Source organism: Candidatus Neomarinimicrobiota bacterium (assembly GCA_018651745.1).
GTDB lineage: Bacteria > Fidelibacterota > Marinisomatia > Marinisomatales > TCS55 > JAAZYX01.
Window position 1 is genome coordinate 1 of sequence record JABIDL010000007.1, and the last position, 24,765, is coordinate 24,765.

General features: G+C 39.4%; 20 protein-coding genes. 10 read left to right on the forward strand and 10 right to left on the reverse strand.

What is annotated here, in order from left to right; genetic code table 11:
- Both HOD97_00570 and HOD97_00575 read left to right on the forward strand, forming a co-directional pair.
- A partial coding sequence (locus HOD97_00570; protein MBT4280104.1) for an IS3 family transposase occupies window positions 1-110 on the forward strand: 110 nt, incomplete at its 5' end.
- Between the two features lie 20 nt (window positions 111-130).
- On the forward strand, window positions 131-613 hold the full coding sequence (locus tag HOD97_00575; protein ID MBT4280105.1) for a T9SS type A sorting domain-containing protein: 483 nt from the start codon (window positions 131-133) through the stop codon (window positions 611-613).
- Between the two features lie 89 nt (window positions 614-702).
- Here the strand turns inward: HOD97_00575 and metG are convergent, their stop codons facing one another.
- Genes metG through HOD97_00590 form a run of 3 tightly spaced genes read right to left on the reverse strand, consistent with a single transcriptional unit; the run spans window position 703 to window position 4,553 of the window.
- Entirely contained in the window at window positions 703-2,211 is a 1,509-nt protein-coding gene (metG, locus tag HOD97_00580) for a methionine--tRNA ligase (protein MBT4280106.1), read from the reverse strand.
- Between the two features lie 15 nt (window positions 2,212-2,226).
- Window positions 2,227-3,360 (reverse strand): hypothetical protein, encoded by a 1,134-nt coding sequence (locus HOD97_00585; GenBank protein ID MBT4280107.1) that lies wholly within the window; start codon window positions 3,358-3,360, stop codon window positions 2,227-2,229.
- Window positions 3,357-4,553 (reverse strand): peptidoglycan DD-metalloendopeptidase family protein, encoded by a 1,197-nt coding sequence (locus tag HOD97_00590; GenBank protein ID MBT4280108.1) that lies wholly within the window; start codon window positions 4,551-4,553, stop codon window positions 3,357-3,359. The genes HOD97_00585 and HOD97_00590 overlap by 4 nt, the downstream gene beginning before the upstream one ends.
- Window positions 4,554-4,668: 115 nt before the next feature.
- Here HOD97_00590 and HOD97_00595 point away from each other — a divergent pair, with 115 nt between their 5' ends.
- Window positions 4,669-5,172 carry a cyclic nucleotide-binding domain-containing protein gene (locus HOD97_00595; GenBank protein ID MBT4280109.1) on the forward strand — a complete coding sequence of 168 codons (504 nt, stop codon included), beginning with the start codon at window positions 4,669-4,671 and terminating at the stop codon, window positions 5,170-5,172.
- Between the two features lie 69 nt (window positions 5,173-5,241).
- Complete coding sequence (locus tag HOD97_00600) at window positions 5,242-6,306, forward strand: AI-2E family transporter (protein ID MBT4280110.1); 1,065 nt, start codon at window positions 5,242-5,244, stop codon at window positions 6,304-6,306.
- Between the two features lie 7 nt (window positions 6,307-6,313).
- Here the strand turns inward: HOD97_00600 and HOD97_00605 are convergent, their stop codons facing one another.
- Window positions 6,314-8,113: a hypothetical protein gene (locus HOD97_00605; GenBank protein ID MBT4280111.1), complete on the reverse strand. Its 1,800-nt coding sequence runs from the start codon at window positions 8,111-8,113 to the stop codon at window positions 6,314-6,316.
- Window positions 8,114-8,314: 201 nt separating this feature from the next.
- On the opposite strand from HOD97_00605, the gene HOD97_00610 reads away from it, so the two are divergent.
- The 6 genes from HOD97_00610 (at window position 8,315) to HOD97_00635 (ending at window position 16,613) form a co-directional block, all read left to right on the forward strand.
- Complete coding sequence (locus tag HOD97_00610) at window positions 8,315-8,965, forward strand: DUF4159 domain-containing protein (GenBank protein ID MBT4280112.1); 651 nt, start codon at window positions 8,315-8,317, stop codon at window positions 8,963-8,965.
- 7 nt (window positions 8,966-8,972) lie between these two features.
- Window positions 8,973-12,404, forward strand: coding sequence for a hypothetical protein (locus tag HOD97_00615; protein ID MBT4280113.1), 3,432 nt, complete (start codon window positions 8,973-8,975; stop codon window positions 12,402-12,404).
- A gap of 6 nt (window positions 12,405-12,410) precedes the next feature.
- A complete protein-coding gene (locus HOD97_00620) occupies window positions 12,411-14,312 on the forward strand; it encodes a hypothetical protein (protein MBT4280114.1) in 1,902 nt (633 codons plus the stop codon).
- Window positions 14,312-15,562 carry an asparagine synthetase B gene (locus tag HOD97_00625; GenBank protein MBT4280115.1) on the forward strand — a complete coding sequence of 417 codons (1,251 nt, stop codon included), beginning with the start codon at window positions 14,312-14,314 and terminating at the stop codon, window positions 15,560-15,562. The genes HOD97_00620 and HOD97_00625 overlap by 1 nt, the downstream gene beginning before the upstream one ends.
- Window positions 15,559-15,993 carry a GNAT family N-acetyltransferase gene (locus HOD97_00630; GenBank protein ID MBT4280116.1) on the forward strand — a complete coding sequence of 145 codons (435 nt, stop codon included), beginning with the start codon at window positions 15,559-15,561 and terminating at the stop codon, window positions 15,991-15,993. The genes HOD97_00625 and HOD97_00630 overlap by 4 nt, the downstream gene beginning before the upstream one ends.
- Before the next feature lie 200 nt (window positions 15,994-16,193).
- Window positions 16,194-16,613, forward strand: coding sequence for a YjbQ family protein (locus HOD97_00635; GenBank protein MBT4280117.1), 420 nt, complete (start codon window positions 16,194-16,196; stop codon window positions 16,611-16,613).
- 52 nt (window positions 16,614-16,665) lie between these two features.
- Here HOD97_00635 and HOD97_00640 read toward each other — a convergent pair whose 3' ends face one another.
- From HOD97_00640 to HOD97_00665, 6 genes are read right to left on the reverse strand one after another with little or no spacing between them, the layout of a single operon-like run.
- A complete protein-coding gene (locus tag HOD97_00640) occupies window positions 16,666-17,571 on the reverse strand; it encodes a DUF4249 family protein (protein MBT4280118.1) in 906 nt (301 codons plus the stop codon).
- Window positions 17,571-20,000, reverse strand: a complete 2,430-nt coding sequence (locus tag HOD97_00645; protein ID MBT4280119.1) for a TonB-dependent receptor — start codon at window positions 19,998-20,000, stop codon at window positions 17,571-17,573. The genes HOD97_00640 and HOD97_00645 overlap by 1 nt, the downstream gene beginning before the upstream one ends.
- 44 nt (window positions 20,001-20,044) lie before the next feature.
- Window positions 20,045-20,836: a nucleoside triphosphate pyrophosphohydrolase gene (gene mazG / locus HOD97_00650; GenBank protein ID MBT4280120.1), complete on the reverse strand. Its 792-nt coding sequence runs from the start codon at window positions 20,834-20,836 to the stop codon at window positions 20,045-20,047.
- The gene (gene ybeY, locus HOD97_00655; protein MBT4280121.1) at window positions 20,829-21,269 is read right to left on the reverse strand and encodes an rRNA maturation RNase YbeY; all 441 of its coding nucleotides are present in this window, start codon (window positions 21,267-21,269) and stop codon (window positions 20,829-20,831) included. The genes mazG and ybeY overlap by 8 nt, the downstream gene beginning before the upstream one ends.
- On the reverse strand, window positions 21,266-23,602 hold the full coding sequence (locus HOD97_00660) for an HDIG domain-containing protein (GenBank protein ID MBT4280122.1): 2,337 nt from the start codon (window positions 23,600-23,602) through the stop codon (window positions 21,266-21,268). The genes ybeY and HOD97_00660 overlap by 4 nt, the downstream gene beginning before the upstream one ends.
- Entirely contained in the window at window positions 23,602-24,762 is a 1,161-nt protein-coding gene (locus HOD97_00665; protein MBT4280123.1) for an acyl-CoA dehydrogenase, read from the reverse strand. Before HOD97_00665 ends, HOD97_00660 begins: the two co-directional genes overlap by 1 nt.
- Window positions 24,763-24,765: the final 3 nt, after the last annotated feature.

Below are 24,765 nucleotides of genomic sequence, written 5' to 3' on the forward strand. Positions count from 1 at the left end.
AACAGGACATATTTGAATACATAGAGGTGTTTTACAACCGCCAAAGGCTTCATTCAGCCTTAGGCTACAAAACACCTATTGAATATGGAAAACTAACAAATGTTGCTTAACTTTATGTCAACTTTTTCGTATGAAGTCCATACTGGATGATATCCAGGTAATGAATACAAGTACGAGATCAATAGTTTATCAAAACAATTTTGAACTGGCGAATGAACAAACTCTTATTCCAAGAGTACTCATGCAAAAAAGATCAAGCAGAGATATGGTGAGTACTACATTTACATTAACTGTAAATCAGAGTACAGTATCTGTTGATCCAGAAATACTACCTTACGATTATGCCTTACACCGTAATTACCCGAATCCCTTCAACCCAATTACAACCCTTCGCTATGATTTACCGGAAAATAGTGAAGTGAATATTACTATTTATGACATTATGGGACGTGAAGTAAGAAGTTTGGTAAACCAAACCCAAGATGCCGGGTTTAAGTCAGTAGTTTGGAATGCAACGAATGATTTAGGACAACCTGTGAGTGCTGGGATGTATTTATACAGAATTTCCGCAGGTGATTTTGTGCAAGTAAAGAAAATGGTATTGCTAAAATAAATATCTAAAAGAACTATAAGCCTATTAATTAAATAAGACTCCTTATAAATTGATGAAATCGGTTAATACACTTTCCCGCCGTAGCTTTTTCAGATGTTTGATTTTACCTCGATTCTGGGAAAAAGAATGTCATGTTTTTTAAGGTTAAATCCGTCCGTAAGTCCGCCCCACTTAACATCGTCAGAGTTTGAACCAAACGTGTCGAGCACAATCTGAGTTCGGCTCGGCATAACCGGTTTTAACAAAAGGGAACCAATTCTAAGCGCTTCGGCAGCCGTTCGTAACACACATCCCGCCGTTTCCTTATCTTCTTTTACCAATTTCCATGGTGCTTTCATTTCCATGTATTTATTGACACTGCGAATAAACTGAAGTGATTCCTCGATACCATCATTCAACCTCATAGAGTCAAAACATTCGTTTACCATTTTAATGGTTGTTATTGCCGAAAATTTCACCTGTTCTCCGCTTTCTGATTTATCGTCCGAATCCGGCAATTTCCCATCAAAAAATTTCTGAATCAAATTTGATACTCGACTCAGGAGATTCCCATAATCATTGGCTAGATCCGAATTGTACCGCTTGATAAACGATTCCATAGTAAAGGCTGCATCCTGCCCCAAAACCATTTCACGCATTAGATAATACCGTACCGGGTCCACCCCAAATTCTTCAATCAACCCCAGCGGATCTACAATATTCCCAAGAGATTTGCTCATTTTTGTTTCACCACTTAGCCACCAGCCATGGGCAAAAATGGATTTGGGTAGATCAATGCTTGCTGACATCAACATCGTTGGCCAATAAACCGAATGTGTTGTTAAAATATCTTTTCCAATCAGGTGAACATCTGCAGGCCACCATTTTTTAAAGTTGGATGAATCGTCGGAAAACCCGGGACCGGTAATGTAATTAATAAGCGCATCAAACCAAACATACGTAACATAATCTTTATCAAATGGAAGCTCAATCCCCCAATTCAGCCGTGATTTTGGTCGGGAGATACAAAGATCTTCTAAGGGTTGATTTAAAAATCCGAGTACTTCATTTTTTCGATGCTCCGGCTGAATAAATCCCGGATTCGCCTTGATATGATCAATGAGTTGTTGTTGATACTGAGACATCCTGAAAAAATAATTTTTCTCTTTTAGCTTTTTAATATCGCGAAACTCACCGGATTCAGATTCCTTTTCTGTGATAAATCTTTCTTCCGAAACAGAATACAACCCTTCATACTCATCCTCATAAATATCGCCTTTATCAAATACGTCTTGCAAAATAGTTTGCACGACTGAAACGTGCCTGGGCTCGGATGTTCGAATAAAATCATCGTATTGTATGTGTAGCTTTTCCCAGAGATCCAAAAATCGTGGAGCCATTTCATCACAATGTTTTTTCGGGGTTACGCCTCTAATTTCTGCTGCTTGTTGAACTTTTTGACCATGTTCATCGAGTCCCGTTAGAAAAAAAACCTCTTGACCTACATTTCTTTTATATCGAGCTAAAACATCTGCTAAGATCGTTGTATAGGCGTGGCCAATATGAGGATTATCATTTACATAATAAATTGGTGTAGTAATGTAAAACGTATTTTTCATGTTTTGTTTTTTTATTTAGCCGGCTAGATATTTTCGGACATCCAAAAGCATCGTGGTAATCACCAATGGCATGTAAAAATTACGATCCGGTGCTTGAACAATTTTATCAAGCGAAATGTGAATTCCTTTAAGATCCGCATTGGGAAAGCTTTGATTAAATTGGTAAATATCTTTTGAAAAATTTGATAGAATATTTTGGGATTTTACACTTGACCGATATAAGTATGCTTCATGAAACCATTTTTGAATCATGGCAATTCTTAATCGATATTCTTCCGGTTTAAATCTCGCCAATTGGCTGAGGTCCTGAGTTAGAGATTTCCATTTTCCGGAATCGTCATGCGTCATGGCAGCAATAAAATCTTTTATTTGAAGCAGCAAATCTTCCAAAGGTTGTTTTGATAAATACTTGGCTTGATGGATATTTCCATCTGATAATTGAACACAAATATGGGCTTTGTTTTCTTCGATTCCTTTTGCTGTTAACATCGATTTAATCGTTCCATCCTTTAGGGGAGAAAAGGCAATTTTTTGACATCTTGAAACAATAGTCGGCAAAAGCTGTGACTGATAATCTGTCACCAATATAATTGTTGTGTTTGGCGGCGGTTCTTCTAGAATCTTTAGAATCGCATTGGCGGATGCAGCATTCCCCTTGGCGAGTGTATGTGCCTGAAAAATAAGGACACATTTTCTGCCTTTAGAAGTGGATTTCAGAAAAATAGTTCTACGAAGTTCCCGTACTTGGTTAATTAAAATTTGTCGAGCTCGCGGAATTAAAATCCGATAGAAAGCATCTTTTGCTTTTTTCTCAATACCCTTTTCTAAATATTCTGCCTCATCTTTGCTTAATCCTTTTAAAGGATCAGAATTTTTTGTTTCTTTTTTCTCGCTTCCCGGCAACGGAAATATTAGCGTTAATTTTTCATCTTGTAGTGACAAAAAACGGATGCATGACGGACAAGATCCGCAAGGTATGTCCTTTGCATCATCACAATTCATCATGGTGGCAAAAGCAAGAGCAACCGCTTCCTTCCCAGAACCTTCCGGTCCTGAAAACAAATATGCGGATCCAATCCTGTCTTTTTGAAAGATAGATGTTAGACGATTCCAAATTTCAGGCTGGAAATCCAATGGATATTGTGTCATCGTTTTGCCAGCCACTTTTCTGGATTCAATTTTTGGCTCTTTCCCCAAATTTCAAAATGAAGTTTTGAACCATTCACCGATCCCGAATCTCCCATAAATGCAATCACATCGCCGGCTAACACTTCACTATCTACATGAGTTTCCACCTGAGTTACATGGCTATAAACGGTGTAAAATCCACCGCCGTGATCAATGATGATGGTGGTGCCATAGCCTCGAAGATACGTGATGACAGTAACAATGCCGCCCAAAACAGTGCGAATCGGTGATCCGGGTTTTCCTTTAATATCAATTCCGGGATTATCCGTTGTTGTTTTGAGTTTAGCATTCCATTGATTCCCAAATTTCGCAGTAATTCGACCTGTAGCCGGCCAAGGCAATTGTCCTTTAAGTGAAGAAAATTTCTTAGTTTTTAAAGCGGCTTGCTGTCGGCGAATTCTTTCGGCCCGTTCAAATCTAGCTTTCTCATCCTGAATTCGTATAATAATATCATTCAGTTGCTTAACACCTTCCTGCTTTTCTTTCAAATATTCCGCAAGTTCGGATTTATTCCGTTGAATCTGAGCGAGTTCTTTCTCTTTCTGACGCTTTTTAGCAATTAAATCCTCGTATCGTTTTTCGCGGTCTTTCTTCAAAGCAATACTTTGTTGATATTTGTCCTCTAAATTCACTTTCTGCTGGCGGATTTGGTATACCAAAGAATGAATCTTGGCTTGAGTCTGACGATCAATTCTTGATATAATTTTTAAATATTTTGCACGATACACTGCTTGGCGCCAGGATGTTGAACTCAAAATTCGTTCTAAATCGCTGAGAGATCCTTTTGTATAAATGTGTTTCACTCGATTTGAATATCGTCTTTTCAGAGCTTCAAGCTCATTTTCATTCCGGCTAATATTGACTTCTAAGTCGCTGATTTCAATTTTCAGAGTTTTCTGCTCTCTTTTCAGTTGTTTCAAAAGCCTGGATGAAAGCGATATTTCCTCATAGAGATTCGAAATCCGCCGTGAAGTCGATTTTTCTTTTTCCGCTTCATTTCGAATGCGACGTTTGGCAGCTTGAATTTCTAGCTTTAATTCCTGGATGGCTCTGGATTGATGCTCAAGCTCCCGTTCGTAATCACGCGTGTCTGCCTGTGCACACAAATAGGCGGGCAAACAAAGAATGGAAATAGTTGTCCAGCGAAGGATCATAACCATGAAAAATACTCTACTCCTTTCCCATGTAGCAATGTGTTTAACAATTAAGAGTTCTCTTGACTAAGCAAAGAAAGTGTCTCTATTTTGCCTGACGACAAGAGGAAATAAAATGAAGAATGCATTGTGGAATAATATATTTCAAGGATGGAACAGCCAAGAAAGCGAAACTGTCCTCACCCTGAAACAGGTACCGATATTTAAGGGATTTACCGATAAGGAGTTCCAGGATCTCGAAAAACTGTTTCACCGTCGTGCCTATGATGCCGGGGAATTTGTTTTTAAAAACAGAGCGCCGGGCGAAGGAATGTACATCATTATGAAAGGTGCAGTTAAAATCACAATAGGCACTCGTGAAAATAATGAACAAATTTTAGCAGAACTTTCTGAAGGAAGTTTTTTTGGAGAACTTGCACTTTTTGATGATGATCCTCGATCCGCTAATGCTATTGCTACCGTTCAATCCGATTTGCTTGGATTTTTCACTGCAGATCTAATGACGTTAAATGACCGAAACCCACAGATGGGAAATAAAATTCTCTTAAATCTCGGCGGTGTTCTCGGTGAACGTCTGCGAGGTACCAATCAATTACTTTTGGAATCCCAATCTAATTAACTTATGTATCAATCACCAGAATCCAAACAAAACAACCTTTTATATTTGAGTAGGATTTACAGGATTATTGTGGGATTGCTCTTCGTTGGATTCCTTTCGCTGGTATGGCCCTATATTTCCAATGTCGTGTTGATTCTTGTGTTTGCATTCCTCTTTACCACTGTTCTTTTAAAATCGGTAGATAGCATTGAGCGCCGAATTAATAACCGCGGATTAAGTGTATTAATTGTCACTGTTGGACTTCTTGCCGGAATCGGTTTATTTATTGGTTCATTTATTTCCGAGATATCGCAACAAGCCACTGATTTTTCAAACAGAATTGATCAGGATACCCTCACTGCAGAATTCAGCAAACTTGGCGCAAAGATATCCGCTACCCTTCCGGAAGGAATGGCTACGGGTAGTGGAGATTTTTCTGCAGCACTCAGTGGTTTTATTCAAATAGTTATAGAAAACCTTGCTGCACTTGCCGGGGTTATTGGAAATTTTGTTCTGAATGCGGCGATGATATTAATCTTCACCATTATACTGCTGGCTGAATATCATCATTTCAAAAAAGTACTGGTTGGATTCTTTTCCAATAAATATTTCGAAGTTGGATTAGGACTTATTTACAATATTGAAAAATCAGTTTCAAGCTATCTTCGCGGTCAGTTTCTTGCCGCAGCGAGTGTTGCTGTAATGTCGCTTGTCGGGCTTACAATCCTTAATTTCACCGGTGCCAATCTTACGCTGACTGTGTTTATTGGAATTATCGCCGGGCTGGCAAATTTAATTCCACTGGTTGGTCCGTTTGTTGGGATGATTCCGGCTATTCTGATTGCATTCATGAATAATATCGGAAATGACGTCGCCATGGCACATCAATTATTTGGAGTTGTGCCGTCTCCGTTTTATGTGCTCGATATTGTTGTCATGTTCATTATTGTTCAACAAATTGAAGGGAATCTAATCACGCCAACTCTTGTCGGGAAAAGTGTCGGGATTCATCCTATGATGGTTATGATTTCACTTATAATCGGGGGCACCTTGATGGGTCCACTTGGTATGCTGTTTGCCGTACCTGCAACGGGAATTTTAAAGGTTATCATTCATGAAATCATGTTTGTTCGGCGAAACGCCCACCTACTTTGACCGCAGATTACCGTTCTTCAATCTTAAATAAAATATAATCTATAAACGATAACTCAAGCGGTTTTCGATTTTCAAATCTATACTTCCATAGTTGGTGATTTGCACCATCTTTGGATTGTTCAATCATTTCTCTGGGCTCGCCCATGATATTCTTCACCAGTGATGTATTCATTCCTATTCGAATAGTTGGTTTTGCCGCTTTTTCCTCTAAATTTTTTCGCTCCTGAATCATACGGGCATCAATTTTTGATTGTAATACCAGATTTTCTTTTGTTGTTAGTTTCTCTTTTAGTTCGTCGAGAATCCGCTCATTATTTCTACCTAAAGTCCCGGTTATATTTTTTGCTTTTTCAAGATATTGAACTACAAGATTGATGGCTTTCAGATCAGTAATTTTATTAGCGTTTTCTATCAAAGATCCTGCTATTTCCTGTCTTAGCAAATCTATTCCGTAATGTAGAGATGGATCTTTTTTATCCGCTTGTTTTAGCAATATTAGAGCTTTATCATAAAAATTATACTGTATTGCTTTACTCGCTTGATAATATAAATGATAGGCTTCAAATTCAGGAATTACACTATCTACTTTAGAATAGTATTGAGAAATATCATGTACCATTTCTATTGCTTTTTCGCCTTGGCCTGAATGTAAAACCAACTCCGCGGCATCCAATCGTGCTTCGGCAATTTTTCGAATATGATCATCTACAAACGGTTTAAAGGTGGAATCAGCAAAGACTCTAGCTTTTAAATATTTTTCTAAAGCACGATCTGTCATATTTCGTTCTTCAAATTTTTGACCTTCTTTTAATAACTGAGTGGGAAGCTTTCGTTCACTTTCTTTAATTAGATATTCAGCTCGGTAGAGATTTGCATGGTTGGGATATAATTCAACAAACTGTTTCAATTTTTCTGCTGCTTGCTGATAATCTTTCCTGTAATAATATTTTTTTCCAAGATCGCCAACTGTTTTTGAACCACCATACAATGCAGAAAACGTCACGAATACTCCAAAATTTGAAAGATAAAAACTGGAAATCGGCGTTATATCAGCAGGATCGTTGATATTCGATATCTTGGTGTAAGAATGCTTTAGATCAATGCCAATGTTAAACTTATTCTGTCTAGAATCGGATGCGGTTTGATTGAGAAGGACACGGATTCCAGCCGAATAAGAAGATGACGGCCCCCAACCGCTGGGAGTAGCTTCAATTTCTTTTTCCGTCGTTTGATGAAATGTAGCAGTAGCAATTCCAAAAGTATAATTTAGATTTAAATACCATGGTTCAAACCATTGAAGAATTACCGATTGGCTTACGCTGTAGGTCCAGGTTTTTGGTGCAAATTTTCTAACGCCCGGATTCCAGGATGGATTGGAATTCCCCCAGTCTTCTACGGGGAGCTCAGCAGGAAGAAAGACATTTGAATACCGAATGTTTAATCCTGTATGCATATCTATCCAACTAGAATGAAGTAAATAAAGAGATAAATTTGTTTTCGCAAAATCAATATCTAACTGATGCCCTACCCTAGCCGTGAGTTCTCCGCCATCAAATTTGGTAACTGGCGAACCATATTGCATAAAATTTTCGTGCACACTGATGCCCGCAATACCGGCACCTCCGTTATAGCCAAAGCCATAACGGACTTCAAATGGAATAAATCTAATGGGTTCGTGGAATTCCCGACCTCGCAGGATACGATCCTTCCAATAGCCATCTTCAACCTCAATTTCTTGGGTTTGCTTTATTTGGATTAAGCCCCAAAGATAAGACTTGGTAGAATCTTGAGCGGTGAGATTGTTCACAACAACCCCTCCGACTACTAGTATTAGAAATATGAACCTCGGATACATGAAGCCTCAAAATAAGACCGCAAGAAAAAGCGATCAAGAAAAACAGAACTTTATACTGTTGTGGTAGTGCAGAATATGTTGTTTAGTTTAAATTGATTCCTTAACGGGGAACCCGTGGGTATTAAATCTATTAAACGGGGACTGAGTTTAGACATGGTTAAAAAAAATATTCCAATTATTCTGCTGTTATTGATGTTCTTTGCAAATGCACAGGATTTTACAATTGCACGGATTCATTATAGCGGTGGCGGTGACTGGTACAGCGATCCAAGCAGCCTTCCCAATCTTCTGAATTACATCCGGCTAAATACAACCATGAAGGTTTCCGCTCAGGAAGCACGCGTTCGGGTGCTGGATAAAGAATTGACTGAATTCCCTTTTCTATATTTAACCGGACATGGAAATCTCAGGTTCTCTGATGAGGAATCAATTCGTTTGAGAGAATTTTTACTGTCTGGCGCTTTTTTGCATGTGGATGATAATTACGGGCTGGATCAATCATTCCGGCGGGAAATACAAAAAATATTTCCTGATAAATCTCTGGTCGAGCTCCCTCACCATCACCCGATATTTTCGGCATATTATAATTTTCCGAATGGCCTTCCCAAAATACACGAACATGATGGAAAATCACCGCAAGCATTCGCGATATTTGATGAGGAAAGAATCATGGTTTTGTACACATATGAAAGCGATCTTGGTGATGGATGGGAAGACGCAGAAGTTCATAATGATTCATGGTCGATCCGCGAGGCGGCTCTCAAATTTGGTGTAAATATTGTTACCTTTGCATTAACGCAATAGCGATTTAATGAAACCTATCCAAAAGGAATTATCGAAAATAAAAAAGGCCGCCTTTAGAACGGACCTTTTCACCTTATCTTGGGCGGGATACACCAGCATTATTGTTTTTATACTCACTCTTATTATTCTTGAAGGCATTTTTTATTTTTCACCTGATGTGCGCTATGGCATTTGGTGGGCATCGCTAATCCTCGGAGTAATAGGACTCACCGTTACAATCTGTTTTGGATTTTTAATTTACCATCAAAAAATTCACCGTTATAGATGGTCCACCCTCTCACGTAAAACAGGAAATCTGGCCTTTAAAAATGAAGATGCAGTCTTAAATGCGCTTCAACTTGAACGATCAACATATCAAAACCAATCTAAAGATTTGAGCATATCTTATATAAAATCTGTTTTAACTGAATTGAAAGCATTAAATCTAAAATCCCTTTTCCCGATCAAAAGAGCTGAGCGGTGGCAACGAATCACTTTAGGAACATTGGTTGTTTCTATCCTCATTTTATTTTTGACATGGTCTCATAGTGCCGAATCAGTTTTCCGTTGGGCACATCCAAAAACCCATTTCTCGGTTCCCACGCCTTTTACTATTGAAAACGAAACCGGGCATATTCATTTATTGGGAGGTGATCCCACAGAAATTACATTTTCTGTTATGGATGGTAAAACCGATTCTGTTTATCTTGAATTATTATCAGGACCGGAAACAGCCCCTATGATATATGCGTCGGCTATGGATTCCTCCGGCACATTTCATTTCAAGCTAAAGGAAGTTTTTCAAGATTATTCATACCGAGGATTTGTGCCGGCAACACATTTTTGGGAAGCGTGGGATAGAATCGAAACACCTATTTCTACAATCACCGTAACAGATCGACCCATAATAGAATCGTTCAGCATTTCTGTCATTCCTCCGAATTACACCAAGCTTCCTGTAATCACTCAGGAAGGTCAACAAGCCAATGTTGAAGGCGTGTTTGGGTCCATCGTAACCGTAAAATTATCCAGCAATCGTCCCCTAAAAAATGGCCATGTAATTTTTCATAATGATACGTTAGCGCTCACTGTGCGTGGTAAAAAGGCCGATGGTAACTTTACCATTACACAGGATGATGAATTCACTATTCATTTGGAGGATCGTCGAGGAATTCACAACCGGAATCCTGTGCCGTACCGTATTTATATGATTCCGGATATGCATCCCGAACTCAGCGTTATTGAACCTGATCCTGTTGTTGAACTCGGGAGTGACCAAATGTTATCTATTCACCTCAATTTAAAAGATGACTATGGTTTTTCAACCCTTCAGGTGGGTTACGAAGTTCAAAGACCAAGTTATATTCAGGCCGAACCTATGCTATCTATATTCTCCATTCCAATTCCGGATCCAGATCTGTTAAACCAACAACTTGAAACCTTGTGGAATTTGAGTGACCTCGGATTAATGCCGGAAGATGAAGTTCATTATCATTTTGAACTGTATGATAACGATTTATTATCCGGTCCAAAAAAAGCACTTTCAGGAACATTTATCGCACGGCTTCCATCTTTATCTGATTTATTTGCCTCTTTTAACGAAGATGAGACAAAATTATTAGATGATGCGGAAATGAATTTAGAAGATCTTGAAGTAATGAAGGAAAAGTTGGACAAAGTAGAACTTGAACTTAGGAAAGCTGAATCCATCGAATGGGATCAGGAACAGCAAGTGCGGAAATCTATGGAAAAGGTCCGAGAACAAATAGAAACAATGCAACGCATGGCGGAACAATTAGATGCCCTATCTAATTCGGCGGAAAAACATCAGCTTTTTTCTCCACAACTATTAGAAAAATTTGAACAACTTCAAGATATGGTCAGCGAACTATTAAATGACGAATTATTACAAAATATGGAAAACGTGGATGAAGCATTATCTAAAATGAATCCTAAGGAATTGTCAGAAGCCATGAAAGATTTGAATCAGAATATGGAAAAGCTTGAGGCCGATCTCGATCGATTCCTTGACATATTTAAACAAGTTCTTGCAGAGCAAAAGATGGAAGAATTAAAAACGCGATTAGAACAATTGGTGGATTCACAAGAAAAATTAACGGAAGATATTGAGGTAAACGGTCAAGATGCTGATGCATCGGAATTTGCTCGGATGAGTCAAGATGAACAACGCCTTCGCGAGGAATTCTCTAACTTTGACCGTGTATTAAAGGATGCAGAATCTGCAATGGAAGATATTCATCCTGAAACATCGGAACAATTAAATGAACTTAGACGATCTAAAGAAATGACAAAAACTCAAATGGATTTCGGCAGAACCATTCAACAATTAAACCAAAATAATTCTGATGGCGCAATGGGATCATCTGAAGAAGTACAAAAAGACCTTGAACAATTGTTGGAGCAGATTCAAGGAATCCAAAATAATTTTCAACAACAGACTGCTAATCAAATTGCTGAAGAATTCAGACACATAATGAGAGATATTCTTTCCCTTTCAAAATCACAGGAAAATTTGACCCAAGAAACATTATCAATATCCAGAAATTCACCACGGCTTAAGGAATCCGCAGTTCAGCAACTGATGCTTCAAGACCAGTTAACCAAGATAATGGAGCAAATGATTGCCTTATCAAAAAAGACGTTTGCCATTACTCCGGAAATCGGAAAAGCAATGGGGATGACATATGCACAAATGGAATCAGCAAAATCTAAACTTGCAAATCGGAATAATTCCGGTGCAAAAGGAAACCAGGATGCCGCAATGCAATCACTCAATCAAGCTGCATTATCTGTTAGGAATGCCATGAATGACATTCGCTCGTCTGGGTCTGCAAGCGGGTTTGAACAATTTATGAAACGGATGGAACAGTTAGCCGGACAACAAGGTGGAATTAATGAGCAGGGAATGCAACTTGCAATGGGGCAGATGGCTGCTTCGTTGCAACAGGCGATGATGCAGCGCATGCTTCAGCAGCAAAAAGGAGTTCGCAAATCTCTTCAGGAACTAGCGGAAGAAATGCGGTCATCATCCAATAAAGGATTGGGTGACTTGAGCAATATTGCAAATGATATGGATGATGTAATCCACGATCTTGAACGCAAACGATTTAACCGAAAAACTGCGGATAAACAAGAACGTATTTTATCCAGAATGCTTGACAGTCAAAAATCATTGACGCAAAAGGGCACCAAGGACAAACGAACATCCGAAACCGCAGAAATGATTTCATATGCCGGCCCCGGAGGGCTTCCCGAAGATCTTGGTCAGAGACAAAACCTAGCAATTGAAGCACTAAATCGAGCGATGAAATCCGGATATTCCAGAGATTATAAAACCATGATTCGGCGATATTTTCAAACACTCAGCCAATCTGATGAAATTCTTCCAAATCCTGTGCCTCTAGATACAATGAATATAAATCAACCAACAGAAAACTAAAACACGATGCGCCATTATATTCTATTTCTAATACTTTTTCTGTCCACCGGTATCGGGCAAATTAAAGTATTACCCATGGGTGAAGGAGCTATGCGAGATGCATTTTTACTCGAACAAAAAGGTGAGCTTGAAACTGCACAAAAAATTTATGAGTCAATTTTTATTGCCAACCCAAAAAATCGGCAAAACTTCAACCGGTTGAAACGAATCTACCAAAGACAGGAAAAACAGACCGAAGTTGTTGCATTAATTCAAGATTGGCTCATTCAGTTCCCAAATGATATTATGGAGCAAATAGATTTAGGGAAAGCTATGTACCAGTTGGGGAAAAAAGAAAAAGCTAAGATGTTTTGGCAAAGCATTGAAAAAAATCATAATAAAAGTCAGCATATTTATCAATTATTGTTTAGAAACTACACCAATCTCGGGCTAACAAAAGACGCCCATTTGCTCATTCAAAGAGGTCGGAAAGTCATGCAACAGCCGGACTTTATGTCCATTGACTTAGCACAATTCTATGATGTGCGGAGATCATTTGATCTTGCTCTTGAGGAATATCTTATCCATTTGCTACATCAACCAAAAAAAGAAAAATACATACAAGATAAAATTTTACTTATGAGCGATGAAGAAATTGCCCAGCCCTTAATTGTATTCACATTAAACAAGCATTACCCGGAAAATAAGAAACCCATTCTCAGGATTTTAGCTGGCTATTATTTTAAACTCGGGAATTTTGATTTGGCTGCTAACCAGCATAAAAAATTAGGATTTGAATCCAAAAATGATGTATCCAGATTTTTATCATTCGCAAAACATCTACGTTCTGAGAAACAGTATTCCTACGCAATGGATATTTACAGTAGCGTACTTTCAAAATCTAGAGGATCAGAAGGATTGGTAACGTCTAAACAATTGGGCGAAGCTTTATTGGGCATGGGGCAAACGTATGAAGATCAAATTGTCATTCAATCGCGACTACCTAAGTTTGCCACTTATTTCAAAGATAACATTTTTTTTGAAGATCAATTTTTCGGTCAGCCAGACATTTCTAACGCATCGCTATCTTCAACATTTGATTTATACCATGACATTCTAAAACACAGTTCCGGATCACTTATTTCACCACAAGTTCACATTCGTTTGGCAGAAATTCAGTATCGCTTTACACGTGATTTTGATGGTGCGAGGCGTTCTCTTAAATTAGCATTATCCGGAAACATTAAACCACATCTCAAACGAGCTGTGTATGCCCGTTTATGCGATTTGTTACTCGCCGAAGGAAACCCAGAACAATGCATTATGTTTATCGAAAATGACATCCCTAACGCTATTAAAACAAGTTCTGAGAATAGTCTTGCTATGAAAACGATCCAATCCTTTTTCTTATCCGGGAATGCAACTGAAGCGCAAATTCACTTGGATTCGATTTTAGTAAAAATAAAACCGAGTCACCCATATTTTAACGACCTATTAGAATTAGGAGATCTTCTTTCCCTTCGTCTTGAGGGAAATAGTATTTCAGATTCCACTGCATTTTCTCTGTATCTTCAGGCTGAGGGATTAATTCGACAATCAAAACTTTCTGAAGCAGTGGAATTGTTGGCTCTTGTTCAGTCTGATTTTCCCGAAGCGCCCATAACTTCTAATGCTGTTTTTCGAGAAGCAATTGTCCGTTTTAGCCTCGGAGAACCTAGCCGAACGCTTGAACTTTCTGATAAGCTTAGTGGTACTTCATTTGCAAGTCATGGACTTGCTATCCAAGGAGAAGTTTTTGAACAGTTGTTACAAGATCCAAAAACTGCCCTAATTCATTACCATGCTCTTTTGGAAACTTATCCCTCCTCTCTGTTAGCAGAACCTATTAGACGGCATGCCAGGCAACTAAATGAAAGAACAGAAAGTTGATGAAACATCTTCTTTTTAGTATTTTGTTAATTGGGATGCTTCCAGGTCAAAAAATTCTCATTCCGATGGATCCTCAACAAAATGATCATTTAAAAGCATACGGCATTGCCTTTTGGATTTTGGAGCGCGATATTAATGTAGAATGGCTTCTCAATTATCGTGGAGGATCTTTTTTAACGCAAGGGCATTCTGCCATTGAACAAGAATGTAGAGTCCGTGGAGTAACATTTGAACGCGTAAATGCGACTGATATTTTGAATATCATGGGAGAAATAGAACAAAATAATATGGATGTAGTCTTGCTTGAAAAAGCACCTAAAATTGCTATTTACACTCCAACGAATAAACAACCCTGGGATGATGCGGTTACACTTGCTCTGACGTATTCTGAAGTTCCATATACAACCTTGTGGGATGAGGAAGTTTTGACAAGCGGGTTAGATCAATACGATTGGCTGCATCTTCATCACGAAGATTTTACAGGTCAGTATGGAAAATTTTACCGGAATTATCACACAGCCCCGTGGTACATCAATCAAAAAGCAGATTTTGAATCCATGGCGGCAAAGTTTGGATTTCCATCTGTGCATGAAGAAAAAAAGGCAATTGCTAGAGCAATTAAATCTTTCGTTGGACAGGGTGGGTTTTTATTTGCCATGTGTTCAGCAACGGATTCATACGATATTGCGCTTTCAATGGAAGGCGTTGATGCGGCTCATTCGGTTTTCGATGGATCCCCGGGAGATCTTGATGCTCAAGAAAAACTAAATTTTTCAAAATCATTCGCTTTTACTGATTATTCAATTATTCCAGATCCCATGATTTACGAATTTTCCAATATTGATTTTCCTCCGAGTAACAACCCTGTCACGAGGGGCGCAGAAGTGGATTATTTTTCATTGTTCGAGTTCTCGGCGAAATTTGATCCCGTGCCAACCATGCTTACTCAGAATCATGTAGCAGTGGTGAAGGGGTTTATGGGTCAAACTACAGGATTTCATCGAGATTTTATTAAAAAACATATCATTATTATGGGCGAAGATCCGGCATCGCCCCAAGTCAAATATTTGCACGGGAATTTTGGGCAGGGAACCTTCACATTTTTAGGAGGTCACGATCCCGAAGATTACCAACATTATGTAGGCGATCCACCAACGGATCTTTCACTTCATCGACACTCGCCCGGCTACCGCCTCATCCTGAATAATATTCTCTTCCCCGCCGCTCGGAAAAAAGAACGAAAAACGTGATACACATCCGGAAATCAGAATTAATTGAATGTGTACAATTATCAAAATTGATTCCTGAGTTTGAAAATCCATATCCACTTACAGAGTACAAAATGCGCTGTTCGCAAGTAGCCCATTTATCTTTAATTGCTGATTTTGAAAAACAACCGGCTGGATTCAAAATCGGGTATGATAGATTTAATGATGGATCATTTTACAGTTGGATGGGCGGTGTACGGGTAGAATACAGAAGGAATGGAATTGCTAAAGACCTCGCTGATAATCAGGAAAATTGGGCAAAAGAAAACGGATATAAATCCATCAAATTGAAAACAAGGAAAAAGCATCACGCAATGATTGCCTTCTTGCTGGATCAGGGATATTCAATTACATCTGAAGAGCCAAAAGAAAATCCGCTGGAAACACGAATTTGGATGGATAAAAAAATATAAATCATTTACGTATTTGGGATTAAAACATAATTTGAAGAAAACTAATCAGTATTTACACCCCTATGAAAGGAGGATTGTATAGATTTGTTTAATAAGTTAAAACCATTCGTCCTCTCCCCTGCTAATAGGGGAAACACACCGCGTCCGACCTTTGGCGGAATGGGGTCAAAAATAATGGATGGAATTTTTTAGAATATATTATGTGGGTTCAAAAAAAGATAACACTTTCATCTCACTCCCGTGGCTTCCATGTTATTACAAATGAAATCCTAGGAGAACTCCCGGAACTTGCAAACTTCAAGATCGGAATCCTGCATGTGTTCATTCAGCATACTTCTGCTTCGCTTGCAATCAATGAAAATGCCGATCCGGATGTTAGGGCAGATTTTGAAGCGCATTTCAATGAGATGATCCCCGAAAATCTGCCGTACTACCGCCACACGCTGGAAGGACCAGATGATATGCCCTCTCACATTAAGGCAGCACTCTTGGGATCGGATCTTTCCATTCCAATCGAAAATGGAAAACTGGCCTTGGGAACTTGGCAGGGAATTTATTTATGCGAGCATCGAGATCGCGGAGGACAGCGAAAATTGATGTTAACTATTCAAGGGGAATGAAAATAATCCTGATGATGAATTTTTTGACAGATTAATAACCATCGCCAGAAAATTAACGAGCGATTGGCATGGTGTGGCGATCAATTCCAATTGAACCAAAAACACCAATTCCTTCTTCAATCCCAAAACTTTGACCAGACCCACCCTCACCCAAAAATATATTCGAATATTCTGAATCATCTGCATATCTAAAAAAGAAATCGTAATAATTTTCATCCATACTCATCAGAGAAATGAGCAACCAATCTTCATCCCAGTTTAGATTGCCTCCATCTTCAGAAAATTCCTTTCTTAAGGTCCAACTTTCTTCCCCCGGGCCGATGATTTCTTCTTGGGTAAGCCCATAATCATTATTATTATAATTATCCTCTTTCCAAATATAACTTAAGGAATTAGCTACACTCATTATTTGGTAATGGTTTGTAAGTGGCTGCCAACTAATATCCATGGTTTGATCCAATTGAAATGTATCTGGTAACAGATTTGTAAAAAGTTGGGAAGATGGAGGAATCGTGGTTTCGCCGGTTGCGGTGAGACCTCCCGGAGTGGAAATTGAAAGCGTCCATATTTCGCCGGGGTACGGGTTCAGCGAATCTCCATTAAATACATAAGCCCCCGTTGAGGTACTGTCTCCAGCCTCTAAATCGAAGTCATCATATTCAAAAAGATAGTCTTTTCCGTTATTGCTGACAATCACTTGCGCATCTCTAATTACATACCTTGAAGCATAATAGATGTTACCAACCGGGTCTTTTATGAGGGTGTCTGATGCTTCGTCCATTCTCAATGAACGGTGCACGCGGATAAAGCTAGTGACAAGCGTATCTACAGATAAAATACCTAGCACATTCAGTACTGGTTCGTGGTCAGTTTCTACATCTTCCCATTCCAATTCCGGGGAAATACTCAAACACCCTGAAATAAAAATGATAAGACTGATGGACATGAGCTTCCGCATTAGAATTCTGCTCTCCATCCAAGGGTAAGGAAAAATGGGAACATTGGTAAAGCTGCCCGTTCCATTCCCATGCTTTCACCGGTTAACCTGTTTTGTTTGTTTTGGTATTGATAGGTAATTGCATTTACGTGATTTGTTACATTGTTCAGCTGAATAAACCTTTCATAGGGAAATCCAAATATGGATGTTTTATGTTTTAAGCCAATATCCATTCGAAAGTAAAAAGGCAGGCGTGCTGAATTTTTTTCTCCTACTAAGAGACTTTCAACTCCCTTCCAATACGGTTTAACCGCATCATGTTCTACTGACCAATTTTCATATCGGCCGAGTGGTGGAGTGTAGGGTTGACCGGTGGAAGCCTGAATAGATGTACTTAAATGCAGATTCTTAAGAACAGAAAAATCTCCGACAATGTTTAAGGTATGTGTCCGATCATATTTCGGATGGTACCAACCAATTTTTTCAATATGTCGTTTTGTTTCGGCAAAGGTATAGCCAACCCAACCTCGAAACCGACCGGCGGTCTTTTTGAATAGAAATTCGAAGCCATATGCAAACGCTTTGGTTTCGTAAAACTCATTAAACGGAGTGGATCGCGATTCGTCTTCATCACCAAACATTAAGTCGCCTTGTTTAAGTGTGATCAGATTTTCGAAATGTTTATAATAAGTTTCTCCTCGAGCCAGCCAGTTTTCATCTGAAAGATACTCAATCCCCAGGATGACATGATCTGCGTAGGGTGCCGGGCGGTCTGCCGGAATGCCAAGCCAAAAATCTATAAGGCGCCACGATTCATCTTCCGTATTTGCGATCGTTAAAAATTGATGATATCGCCCAAGTGCAAATTTTAATGAAAGGTCTTTTCTTAAGATATATTTCAGCCCAAAGCGAGGATCAATGTAGATTGAATCATGCAGGGAATAATCCATCACTCGGCCCCCCATCTGCAACGCGAGTTTGGAGGTAACATCCCACTTATCCTGTAGAAAAAATGAAGTTTCTACCGTCCGGTTTTCCATTTGGAGAGGATTCAAAAAAACGGTTGTATCTAAAGTCGAAAAAGTAAATTCCATCCCAAGATTATAATCCACCTGCTTTATTTGGAATCCACCCATAATCTGATGATTCGTGAGTCCATGCCAGGAAATTTCTGTTTCAACTGTTTTATCATCCACAATGTCAAAAAAATCGAAAGAAAATGATTCATCATAGGAACCGGATTCATTCCCCATATTCCAAGTTCCTTCATCAGAAAAATTCATGTCAAAATGGAATCGGTATCTGCTATTGGCTATAAACGTGCGAGCTACAAGTTGAGGTGTTATCAACCATCGCCACGTGAGGCTATTGGTATGGTTCCCCCAAGGCCATTCAATTCCAAATGAAGAGTTGTTTTCCTCAGAATAATCTGAATAAATATCATAATTTTCGCTACGGTCGCTAAAAGAAAAAGTCAACACATCGTCACCGTAAAAACGGCTGTATGTCAAACGATGATTCAGATTTACATCTAAATTCACTTTGATTTGATAATCATAAAAGTAATATGGAAATTTAAAATCATCATTCGCTCCCGAAATTATTCGGATAGCGCCTATAAACTGGTCAAAATAGGTTCGCCGCCCTGCAATCATCCATGAGCCTTTCATACCGCCTATTTTCGGAAGTGGCCCTTCCAGCAAAGCTTTACTGGACACAAGGGATATATTTGCATTTCCTGTGATTTCTTCTGTATTTCCTTCGCGGTTGATTACATTCAGTATGGCGCCCATGCGTCCACCGTAGCGCGCAGGAAATCCTCCGGCATGGAAATCTGCTTCTTTTATGGCGTCGGTATTAAACGTGGAAAATATGCCACCTAAATGATACGGATTGTACACCGTAATCCCATCCAGCATAACCAGGTTTTGATCAGGTGTACTTCCGCGTACATACAGCGCGCTGGAAAAATCATTAAGCGTCTGTACACCAGGGAGTAATTGGATTGTTCTAAATAAATCAGGCTCAATAAAAGCAGGAGCGAGTTCAAGTGTACGGAGGTCAAGGGTGATTCTGCTGGGTTCCACCAGCTCGCGCATTTTCTGTACTTCGCCAAACACATCCACCGCTTCTCCCTCAATAACCATCGGCAAGAGGCGAAAGTCCAGACGTAGATTTTGATTTCCTTTAAATTGAGTATTTTGGGTAATCATTTTAAAACCGATAATAGAAACCGCAATTTCATATTCTCCGGGAGGAACATTGGTAATCACATAATATCCTTCCACATTTGAGGCGGCACCAAGATTGGTTGACTTGATAAATACATTGGCATAGGCTAATGGTTCGCCGGTGGCATCATTACGCAAGAATCCGCTGATGGTAGCTGTTTCCTGCGCGTGCAACCCAATGGCAAAAAGAAGAAAAATAGTTTGAAGTGTTTTCAACATATATCCAATATTAGACTATGTGATCGGCGATAATTAATTGTCATCTACAAACAGCCATTATTTTTCTTTACCTGATTCCAGATTTCATCCATCTCCTCCAAATTCGATTCTTCCAGAGTTTTCCCTCTTTTTTTCAATTCTTTTTCGATCCCGGCAAAACGAGTTGTGAATTTCTTATTCGATTTTCTAAGCGCATCTTCTGCCGGAATGTCCAAAAATCTGGCCAAGTTCACAATGGCGAAAAGTACGTCACCGATTTCTTCTTCTATGTGTTCTTTTGCTTCTTCTGATTCGGCTTCTTTGAGTTCCTGAATTTCCTCGTGAACTTTTTCCCAAACTTGTTCTATTTTATCCCAATCAAAACCGGTATAGCTGGCTTTCTGTTGTAATCTCTGAGCGCGCACAAGAGCAGGCAAAGTGACCGGGACACCATCCAATCTAGACGCGCGTTTCTTTTCCTTATGTTTGGTGGCTTCCCAGTTTTGTTTTGCTTCAAAAGCAGCGTCAGCTTTTGCATCGCCAAAGACATGCGGGTGGCGGCGGACCAATTTTTCGCTAACATGGTTTATGGATTCATTCAATTTGAAATACCCATTCTCTTCTGCAATTAAAGCTTGCATGATTGTATGTAATAAAATGTCGCCCAATTCCTCTTTTAGCTCGCTCCAATTTTCCTGGTCTACACTTTCCATAACTTCATAAGCTTCTTCCAAAAAAAATGGAAGCAGCGAAGCATGTGTCTGTTCTCTATCCCAAGGGCACCCATCTGGTTCACGCAATCTTGCGACAATACCGGTAAGTTCCTCAAACATTTCGCCTAATTTTTTGTCACTCATTTATAATCCCTTCCCATCCAAATTGTGTTAAATAATAATTCTCTTTTTCCCGCATGATCTTCCGTTCGTCTTCAGTTTTGTCATCGAAATTCAGTAAATGTAATCCGCCATGAATCAATAGCCGGCAAATCTCTTTTTCAACCGGTTCATTAAAGTTAGCAGCATTTTCTTTCGCTCTTTCTAGGCTGATATAAATTTCACCCTCCACCTTTTTTTCAGAATAATCGTTTAAACGAAACGCAATAACATCCGTGAATTCATCTTTCTTAAAAAATTCTTTTTTAAGACGCCGTAATGATTCATCACCGGTAAAAATAATAGAAATATCGCCTTCCGTATATCCTTCGGATGACAATGTTTTATAGATTATTGAGAAGGTTTTGTCCTGATGGATGTTGGAATCACCGCCATCAAGAATAGTTTTTACAATCATTTCACTTTTGCATTGGACTTATCGCCTTCGGGGTATTCAACGCGAATGTGATAAATCCCTCGCAATACAGGAAGCAAGCCGGTATTGCCGTCCACAGTTCCCCGAATTTGCCGAATTTCATCCATGGTTAACGGACAATGGTCAAGTTGTCCTGTTGAAAGCCGTTTCTCAATAATTTTATCCATCATTTTTTCAATTTTCATAATATCAGGTTCTTTGATGGATCGGGTCGCTGCTTCCACTGCTTCACAAATCATCAGAATACCGGTTTCTTTTGTATTAGGACGCGGGCCATTATAAAAAAATAATTTTTCATCCACTTTCGATTCGTCACCGCCCGCTTCCTCAAGCGCTTTATGGTAAAAATACTCTACACGAGTTGTGCCGTGATGCATCGGAATAAAATCACTTACCGCCTGCGGAAGCCCATATTCTTTCGCTAGTTTTAACCCGTCGCTGACATGTTTTCTGATAATTTTTGCGCTCATAGCCGGAGTCAATTCATCATGCTTATTTTTATCAGACAGCATATTTTCGATAAAATATTCAGGACGTCCAATTTTACCAATATCATGATAGTATGCGCCAACACGGCAGAGCAGAGAATGTGCTCCGATTGCATCTGCGCACGCCTCGGCAAGATTACCGACAACTACACTGTGGTTAAAGGTTCCATTGGCTTCACGCTGAAGGCGTTTTAAAATAGGATTTTGAAAATCTAATAATTCAAGAAGCGTAAGATTTGTTGTCACTTTAAATACCACTTCGAGAATACCGATGAGTCCATAGGTTACCACAGGCGCCAAGATGCTCATTGCCACCAGGTAAAGCATATCTATTCCCATTCCACTCCAAGATGACTGTTTAAAAAGTCCCAATGCCAAAACCACCACTGCACTGGCAATCAGCAAAGAGATGATGGTTGTGAACATTTGCCGTCTTCGCCTCAGTTTTCTTACCGAAAACAGTGCGATCGATGATGTAAAAAGTGCAATAATGATAAATTCCACATTATTCCCAATTAATATTCCGGCGAGCAATGTAATTGAGGTAACTCCCATAAATCCAATTCTTGCATCAAACATTATAGTTAGAACCATTGCAGACACCACGACAGGAATCAGATATTCAGAGAATCCAAGCCTCACTGTAAAAATGTATGCAAAGGATATTACCAATAAGAACATGAGTCCAATCAAGATTAGCATTCGAATGTCATCAAAAATGTGAATTCGATATGTTAACAAAAAGGTAAAGAAAAATGAAACTACAACAGCAATTGTAAGGAGTTTCCCAAGATAAGCGATTGATTTATCCAAAAAAGTTTCAGTCCCTGCGTGCTTGCTAATAGCGATGCTAAGAGAATTCAATTTTTCAAGGATTTCTTTTGTAATGCGTGTATTGGTATCTACAATTCTTTCATTTTGTAGAACGATTCCTTTATGTCTTGGAACAAGGTCTAACCTTGCCTGACTTCTTCGCTCCGTTGTTTCCCGATCATACACGAGGTTTGGGCTCATAAATTCCACAATCAATTCATATCCCAGCTCTAATTCTAACTCACTTTTCCTCTCGTACAGATGGGTGACTTCTAACCGTGATTTTGTCCAAGCTTGCTGAAGGTCGTTAAATGCTTCGGGGGAGTCTAAAGACGGAGCATCCGAAGCTGTTTGAATTGAAATGTCTGTGCTAATAATCGCATTTTTTGGAAGATCAAGGATCCCTTCGGCCCACCGATTTCTACAAACCTGCACAATAGATGATTCAAACTGTTTCAAATCAGTTCTTGATGGATCATCTGGAATTGGAATTAAAAATGCGTCCCACCGATCTTTTTCGATTGTGAATGGGTAGTTAGCGTAAAATGCTTGTAAAAGGATAGAAATTTTGGCGCTATCCGTTTGAACCATTAATTTTGCTTCTTCATATTGGGAAGAAAACCTGTAACGATACTCAAGGTCTTTTGAATTCCTGATATTTACGCGGGCTTGTCGTATCGCATCTACAGATTGAAAGAAATGGGACATCTTTTTGGTTTGAGACTCAACGATATTCTGATCCCGAGTAAACAAATATGGTTCTGAAGCCTGGGCTTGGTCTAAATCCGTTTTCAATTCGGATGCAGTTTTTAGGATCGGGAAATTAAACGGTGCAATTATCGGATCCCGAGTAATATCATCTAGGTTATAACTGTATAGAAGGGATGTTCCACGAGGAAAAAAGAACGAGAGTAGAACCACAAGACCTAGCACGACAGAAATTGGCTGCCAGTGGTCTTTCACAATGGTGATAAACACAGAAAGTTGATTTGGACGATGGTTAGAGTTCTTCATTAGATTTTTTGAATAGATTTAAGAATTTCCCTCGAAATAATAATTCTCTGTACTTCGCTTGTACCCTCGCCGATTTCGAGGATCTTTGCATCTCGGAAAAAGCGTTCCACATCATATTCTTTCACGTATCCATATCCGCCGAGTACTTGAATCGCTTCGGTTGTCACTTTCATAGCAGTTTCGCTGGCAAACAGTTTTGCCATGGCAGCTTCTTTGGCAACATTTTTTCCGTTATCTTTCATCCAAGCAGCATGAAAGGTAAGTAATTTTGCCGCTTCAATTTGTGTAGCCATATCTGCGAGTTTAAATGAAACCGCTTGGAATTTGTGAATCTTTTTCCCGAAAGCGGTTCGTTCATCCGAATATTCGAGGGCTTTTTGATATGCCCCTTCTGCCGTCCCAACCGAAAGTGCCGCAATAGAAATCCGGCCGCCGATTAAGGTTTTTAAAAATGTTTTAAACCCGGCGCCGGGCTCGCATAAAAGACAATCTTTTGAAACTCGCATATCCTCGAAAAATAATTGGCGCGTATCGCTGGCTTTCCATCCCATTTTCTTTTCAGGCGGACCAATTTTTAATCCGGGAGTGCCTGTAGCAACAGTGAACGCACCAATGCCCAGGAATTCCCCGTTATCTTCAATGCGAGCGGTAAGATTTAATACGCCGGCGTACCCAACATTCGTGATAAAGATTTTTCCACCATTAATGATGTAATCATCTCCATCTGTCACCGCTGTCGATTTGGTTGCACCAGCATCGCTTCCGGCTTCCGGTTCTGTGAGCCCAAATGCACCGAGCATTTCTCCGGATGCTAATTTTGGAAGATATGTTTGTTTCAATTTTTCAGAACCTGACATCAAAATAGGCATAGTCCCGAGGGATATGTGTGCTGCAAGTGTGATTGCTACGGATGCATCTGCCTTTGCAAGTTCTATCACGACTGCAGCGAATGCGATCATATCCATCCCCGCGCCTCCATATTCTTCCGGGATTGGAATTCCCATCAAGCCTAAGGCTGCCATTTTTTCTACCAACTCTTTGGGGAAGCGTCCCTCTGCGTCTAGTTCTTGTGCAATCGGTTCAATTTCATTTTTTGCAAAATCACGTACCATTTCAACAAGCATCATATGTTCTTCGTTAAAAAACAAGTCGTCCATCATTAA

Excerpts from the sequence above, each read along its gene's own strand:
- HOD97_00575 (MBT4280105.1), top strand. The coding sequence starts at position 131 with ATGAAGTCCATACTGGATGATATCCAGGTAATGAATACAAGTACGAGA.
- metG (MBT4280106.1), bottom strand. The coding sequence starts at position 2,211 with ATGAAAAATACGTTTTACATTACTACACCAATTTATTATGTAAATGAT.
- HOD97_00585 (MBT4280107.1), bottom strand. The coding sequence starts at position 3,360 with ATGACACAATATCCATTGGATTTCCAGCCTGAAATTTGGAATCGTCTA.
- HOD97_00590 (MBT4280108.1), bottom strand. The coding sequence starts at position 4,553 with ATGATCCTTCGCTGGACAACTATTTCCATTCTTTGTTTGCCCGCCTAT.
- HOD97_00595 (MBT4280109.1), top strand. The coding sequence starts at position 4,669 with ATGAAGAATGCATTGTGGAATAATATATTTCAAGGATGGAACAGCCAA.
- HOD97_00610 (MBT4280112.1), top strand. The coding sequence starts at position 8,315 with ATGGTTAAAAAAAATATTCCAATTATTCTGCTGTTATTGATGTTCTTT.
- HOD97_00615 (MBT4280113.1), top strand. The coding sequence starts at position 8,973 with ATGAAACCTATCCAAAAGGAATTATCGAAAATAAAAAAGGCCGCCTTT.
- HOD97_00620 (MBT4280114.1), top strand. The coding sequence starts at position 12,411 with ATGCGCCATTATATTCTATTTCTAATACTTTTTCTGTCCACCGGTATC.
- HOD97_00625 (MBT4280115.1), top strand. The coding sequence starts at position 14,312 with ATGAAACATCTTCTTTTTAGTATTTTGTTAATTGGGATGCTTCCAGGT.
- HOD97_00635 (MBT4280117.1), top strand. The coding sequence starts at position 16,194 with ATGTGGGTTCAAAAAAAGATAACACTTTCATCTCACTCCCGTGGCTTC.
- HOD97_00640 (MBT4280118.1), bottom strand. The coding sequence starts at position 17,571 with ATGCGGAAGCTCATGTCCATCAGTCTTATCATTTTTATTTCAGGGTGT.
- HOD97_00645 (MBT4280119.1), bottom strand. The coding sequence starts at position 20,000 with ATGTTGAAAACACTTCAAACTATTTTTCTTCTTTTTGCCATTGGGTTG.
- mazG (MBT4280120.1), bottom strand. The coding sequence starts at position 20,836 with ATGAGTGACAAAAAATTAGGCGAAATGTTTGAGGAACTTACCGGTATT.
- ybeY (MBT4280121.1), bottom strand. The coding sequence starts at position 21,269 with ATGATTGTAAAAACTATTCTTGATGGCGGTGATTCCAACATCCATCAG.
- HOD97_00660 (MBT4280122.1), bottom strand. The coding sequence starts at position 23,602 with ATGAAGAACTCTAACCATCGTCCAAATCAACTTTCTGTGTTTATCACC.
- HOD97_00665 (MBT4280123.1), bottom strand. The coding sequence starts at position 24,762 with ATGATGGACGACTTGTTTTTTAACGAAGAACATATGATGCTTGTTGAA.